A 633-nucleotide genomic window follows, 5' to 3' on the forward strand; every position below is an offset into this window, starting at 1 on the left:
CGCCGAGTTCAGCGGTCTCGCCAGGTTTCATACTGGTGATGTTCTCGCCCTCGAAGGTCGTCACCGCGATGATACCAAGGACAGTAATGCCGAGGCCGGCATGCGCCAGCGCCGTGCCGAAAGCGGAACGCGGCAGCCCGCTGAGGCGCCGCCATGCCACATTCGCAGCCACCTTGCCGACACCGGCGCGATACCAGAGATCGGCCAAGGCGCCAAAGATCAGGAAGAAGCCGGCTGCAAGACCGAGAACGGCAAGTACCGGGCCGCCATGCCGGATGTAAAACAGAACCAATCCGGCGATGAAGGCCAAGCCTGCGACGACATAGAGTCGCTGCAATGCGCCGAGCAGGTCGCCGCGCTTCCAGGCGAGCAGCGGGCCGAACGGCACGGCAATGAGGATCGGCGCCATCAGCAATCCGAACGTCATGTTGAAGAAGGGCGGACCGACGGAAATCTTGTCACCCGTCAGCGTTTCAAGCGCCAGCGGATAGAGCGTGCCGGTCAGGACCGTGCCGCAGGCAACCGTCAGGATCAGGTTGTTCAGCACCAGTGCTCCCTCGCGCGAGATCGGCGCGAACAATCCGCCGGCGGCAAGCTTCGGCGCGCGGAAGGCGAAGAGCGACAGCGCCCCGC

General features: G+C 64.5%; 1 protein-coding gene. It reads right to left on the bottom strand.

Annotated features, from left to right (window positions below; genetic code table 11):
• A partial coding sequence (locus HGP16_RS33735; protein WP_281408300.1) for a cytochrome c-type biogenesis CcmF C-terminal domain-containing protein occupies nt 1–633 on the bottom strand: 633 nt, incomplete at both ends.

Source organism: Rhizobium sp. P40RR-XXII (genome assembly GCF_012641405.1).
GTDB lineage: Bacteria > Pseudomonadota > Alphaproteobacteria > Rhizobiales > Rhizobiaceae > Rhizobium.